Annotated in this window: 4 protein-coding genes; 1 reads left to right on the top strand and 3 read right to left on the bottom strand. The window is 72.8% G+C overall.

Annotated elements, in window-relative coordinates; all coding sequences use genetic code 11:
- Positions 1 to 1,417, top strand: a 1,417-nt coding sequence (locus tag ACFFNX_RS43380) for an AAA family ATPase (protein WP_378212088.1), incomplete at its 5' end; no start/stop codon positions are given.
- A gap of 19 nt (positions 1,418 to 1,436) precedes the next feature.
- Here the strand turns inward: ACFFNX_RS43380 and ACFFNX_RS43375 are convergent.
- From ACFFNX_RS43375 to ACFFNX_RS43365, 3 genes are all read right to left on the bottom strand, one after another.
- Entirely contained in the window at positions 1,437 to 2,501 is a 1,065-nt protein-coding gene (locus ACFFNX_RS43375; protein WP_378212087.1) for an RICIN domain-containing protein, read from the bottom strand.
- 99 nt (positions 2,502 to 2,600) lie between these two features.
- Positions 2,601 to 3,536, bottom strand: coding sequence for a hypothetical protein (locus tag ACFFNX_RS43370; RefSeq protein ID WP_378212086.1), 936 nt, complete (start codon positions 3,534 to 3,536; stop codon positions 2,601 to 2,603).
- A gap of 64 nt (positions 3,537 to 3,600) precedes the next feature.
- Positions 3,601 to 4,397: hypothetical protein (locus tag ACFFNX_RS43365; RefSeq protein ID WP_378212085.1), on the bottom strand; the 797-nt coding region annotated here is incomplete at its 5' end.

The raw sequence follows: 4,397 nt of genomic DNA, 5'->3' as shown, positions 1-4,397 counted from the left end.
GCCGGTGCGGCCGGCACGGCCCGCGCGGCCCGCCCGGCCGTCGAGCGTCGCCCGCCCGCTCGTCGGCCGGGCCGACGAACTGGCCCGTTACGACGAGCTCCTGGGCGACGCGGCCGGCGGCGAGACCCGCTGGGTGCTGCTGTCCGGGGAGTCCGGCATCGGGAAGACCCGGCTCGCCGAGGAGTTCGCCTCCCGCGCCGCGGACCTGGCGTTCCGTGTCGTGTGGGTCCGCTGCGGCAGCGACATCGCCTCCGACGAGGAGGAGGCCGCCGGCGACCGGTTCAATCCGCTCGGGCAACTGCTGTCGGCCCTTTACCCGCAGATTCGCGTGGAGGGCGAGCCGGAGGCGATCGCCCGCGACCTGGCCGAGCGGCTGGCCCGCCAGCCCACCATCTGCCTGATCGAGGACCTGCACCGCGCCGGCCGCCGGTTCCGCCGGCTGCTCGGCATGTACGCCACACTGCTGCGCGACGTGCCACTGGTCGTGGTCTGCACGACGCAGGACACCGACGACGTGGGCCTGCGCGAGCTGCTGGCACTCCTCGTACGGCAGAGCCGGGCCACCCTGCTCCCGCTGGGCCCGCTCGTCGTCGAGGACGTCGCCGAGCTGATGAGGCTCCGCTCCACACCGTTCGACGAGCTGATGGGCAGCGAGCCGCGCAAGCGTGAGGCGGCGGCGCTGCACCGGCGCGGCGAGGGCAACCCGTTCCTCATCACCGAGATCCTCGAACTGCCCGGCGACCAGCGCACCGGGCCCGGCGCGCGGCTCCCCGCGTCCGTCATCCGGGTCCTGCGCGCCCGGCTGGACCAGCTCGACGAGCGCGTGCTGAAGATGCTGGAGGCGATCGCGGTGACCGGAGGGGAGCTCGACCCCGAGCTCCTCCTGGGCATCCGGGCCATCACGCGCGAGGAGCTGCTCTCGCTCATCGACGCCGCCGTCATCGCCCGGGTGCTGAACTGGGAGGAGGGCACCGCCGGTCGGCTCGGCCGCTACCTGATGCCCGATCTCGCCCGCGAGCTGGTGTTGCACGATCTCACTCCCGCCCGCCGTCAGATGCTGCACGCCGCGGCCGCGCGTGCGCTGGGCGAGCTGCCGCACCGCCACCCCGCGCAGATCTCCCAGCACCTGATGGCCGCCGGTCCGCTGGTCGCCCGCGACGACCTCGTGGCCGCGGCGCTCCGGGCCGGCGAACGCTGCGCGGAGGACGAACAGCACGGCGACGCCGCGGTCTGGTTCGAGCACGCGGCGGCTTTGGCGGACGACCCGGCCGTACAGGCCGAGGCACGGCGCGCGGCGGAGGCGGCGCGCCGGCGGCTCCACCAGGCCGAGCAGGGGATCGGCCATCCGTGCGATCCCGCCGGCATGCCCGACGACGACTCCGGCTGGACGGCGGGCTCCGAGCCCCGGGTGAGCTGAGCCGGCGGGGCCGTACGGGTCACGCGCCGCTGGGCCACGACCACTCGTCGCCGGTTCCGCACTTGTGGACCTCGAGCTGCTTGGCATGCTCGTGGGAGCGGCCGATCGGCCCGAGGCACAGCCCGTGGCTCGAGTAATTGCGGATGCGGTACAGGTTGCCGCGCGTGTGACTCCGGTACCACAGCTGGTTGTCGCCCTTGGGCCGGCAGTAGTACTCGGTCACCTTGGTGCCCGCCGACACGCCCTTGTAGTAGGGCAGGTCCATGCAGAGGTCGTCCTTGGTGTTGCGGATCAGGAAGAGGGCGGTGCCGCCGGGCCCCTTCATGTCGCGCATCACGCCGAGGGACCAGACCTGGTTGTCGGCGTCGCCGGGGGTGCAGTAATACTGCATGACCTTGTCATTGATCGTCCCCTTCCCGTAGCCGGAGATGTCGGCGCACAGCTTGCTTCCGGCGTTCCTCAGCAGCACGTTGGCGGCGCCCGACCACGCGCCCTTCTTCTTGCCCGCGGCGGCCTTCTTCGCGTCCTCGTTCTTGTCGTCCTTGGCCTTGGCCTTCTTCTTCGCCGAGGCGGACGGCGAGGGCGACGTGGAGGGCGTCGGCGAGGCGGAGGTGAACGCACCCGCCGGCGGCTGCCCGTCACCGGGCAGCACGTTGTCGGCCGCGGCGGTGGTCGGGTGCTTCTTGCCGTGGTGCGAACCTGTTCCGATCAACAGGATCGGGATCGCCAGCACGACCGCGCCCCCGATCGCCACCGCCGCCAGGACCGGCTTCTTCGGCCGGTCCGGCGGCATCCCGTCCCCGTCGCTGTCGGTGTCGGCCTCGGGTTTCGCCACGGCGATGTCGGTCGCCGTGGGGAGGTTCTGAGCACCCTTGGCCTGCGTGGCGGTCTCGGCCGGTGACTCTTTCGCCTCAGTGGTCTTCTCGGCGCTCTCCTCGCCTTCGCCGGCGCCCTCGCCGCTCTCCGGCTCAGCGTCGGCCGGCGCCAGGTCCCCGGCCGCGTCGATGTCCGTCTCCGGCAGCTCGACCGGCCGGCGGACGCCGAGCGACTCCGCCCGTTCGCCAGATCCTGACTTGAAAGCCACGGTCTTCTTCCTTCGTCCTAGAGGTCGGTCGCGGATGCGGCCGGGGGTACGGCGTGGGCGCTCACCGGAGGCCGTCTTCAAGCCGCGCGGGGTGCCGGATCACCGGTTCGTGCCGGTGGCCCAGACGGGGTGACCGTCGTGGTCGACGATCACCATGTTGTAGTCGGACTGGAGGACCAGCCTCGAGTTGTCGTGACCGAACGATCCCGCCGCCCAGACCGCCTTGCGGCCGGCGGCGTAGATGACCAGGTTGCCGTCGGACTGGAACTCGGCGTAGACCCCGCGCTTGTGGGTCTTGGACGACCAGATGATCTTGTTGCTCTTGTCACGCAGCACGAGGTTGCCGCCGGCCTGCATGGTCAGCGCGATGCGGCTCGTTCGCACGGTCCGGCCCGGGTAGATGTCGCGGGGAGCGTGGATGACGAGGGATTTCGGCGCGCTCGGCGACGGCCTCTCATTCGACGCGCGCGCCTTCTTCACGGCGGGCTTGGCGGAGGGCGTGGGCGAGACCGTCTTCTTGGCCTTTTCCTTGTCCTTCTTGTCCTTCTTGCTCGCGGTGGGCGACGGCGTCGGGGTGGGCGAGGTGGAGACGAACGCGCCCGGCTGCTGCTGCCCGGAGCCGGGCAGCACCGTGTCGGCCGCGGCGGCGGTCGGGTGCTTCTTGCCGTGATGTGAACCCGTTCCGATCAACAGGATCGGGACCGCCAGCACGACCGCACCCCCGATCGCCACCGCCGCCAGGACCGGCTTCTTCGGCCGATCCGGCGGCATCTCGTCGCCCGCGCTGACGCTCGCCGGGGCCGCGGCGATGTCCTGCGCCGCGACGGCGTCGTCGTCCTTCTTCTTCTCCTGGGCGGCCGAGTCCGCCGACGCCTTGGCGTCATCCGCGGCGGCCGAGGTGGCCTCGCCCTGCTCCGCCTCCGACTCGGCGGGCGCCGGATCGTCGACCGCGTCCATGTCGGTCTCCGGCAGTTCGACCGAACGGCGGACGCCGAGCGGCTCCGCGCGTTCCCCGGAACCTGGCTCTGAAGACAAGATCATGCTCCTTCGGGATCAGATCGCGGATGGCCGCCTGCGGTTCTCCAGGGGCGATGCGGCATCACGCCGCCCCCGTACCGAGCGGTTCGGCGCAGCGTGCCGGCCAGGCGGCCGGGGACGCACCGCCGGTCGAGGCCGACTGCCGGCGCAGGGCCTCGTCGAGTCGTTCGAGCGTCGCGCGGTCGGCGTCGTCCAGCCCGCCCGGCCGCTCGTCCACGGGTCCCCCGCCGATCACCTCGGTCATCAAGACGATCGGCGCCGGGCCGGCGGACCGTACGTCCAGGACGCGGAAGGCGGCACCGGGCGGGAACACCACCTCGTCGGAGGCCACGCCGGGCGCGGACCCCAGCAGCGGGCGTACCCGGCGGCCGGTCGAGGACCAGATGACGTATCCCCCCGTCGCGGCGGACAGGCCGGCGGCGACCCCGATCGGCAGCGCACTGACCGGCCCCGGTTCGCGTACCACGCTTCCCGGCATGAACCGCTCCAGGCCCCCTTCGGGCAGCCCGCCGCGTACGACCGCACCTCGGTAGGAGGGCAGGCGGCACAGGCCCGAACCCAGGCAGGCCGTGTAGCCGGCGGGCACGCCGTCCCCCTGGCCGAGCTCCCCCTGTCCGCCCGAGAGGTAGATGTGAACCGCGACCAGGTCGGCCCGCGCGGCGTCCACCTGGGCACCGCGCAGCGCGGGCATCCGCGTCATCGCCCGGTTCACCGAGGCGCTGTGCCGCTCCCACACCGGCTGGGCGAGCGTGCGGAACTCGGCCCGCTCCGCCTCGGTGCTGCGACGGACCGGCTTCACCGCAGGCCGGGGACGCGTTCCCCGGCCCGCGTCGGGCGGCCGGACCGGCTGCACCGGGG

This window comes from Actinoallomurus acaciae (assembly GCF_042429965.1).
GTDB lineage: Bacteria > Actinomycetota > Actinomycetes > Streptosporangiales > Streptosporangiaceae > Actinoallomurus > Actinoallomurus acaciae.
The sequence above is the reverse complement of the archived record's forward strand: the minus strand, read 5'-3'. Positions and strand labels throughout refer to the sequence as shown.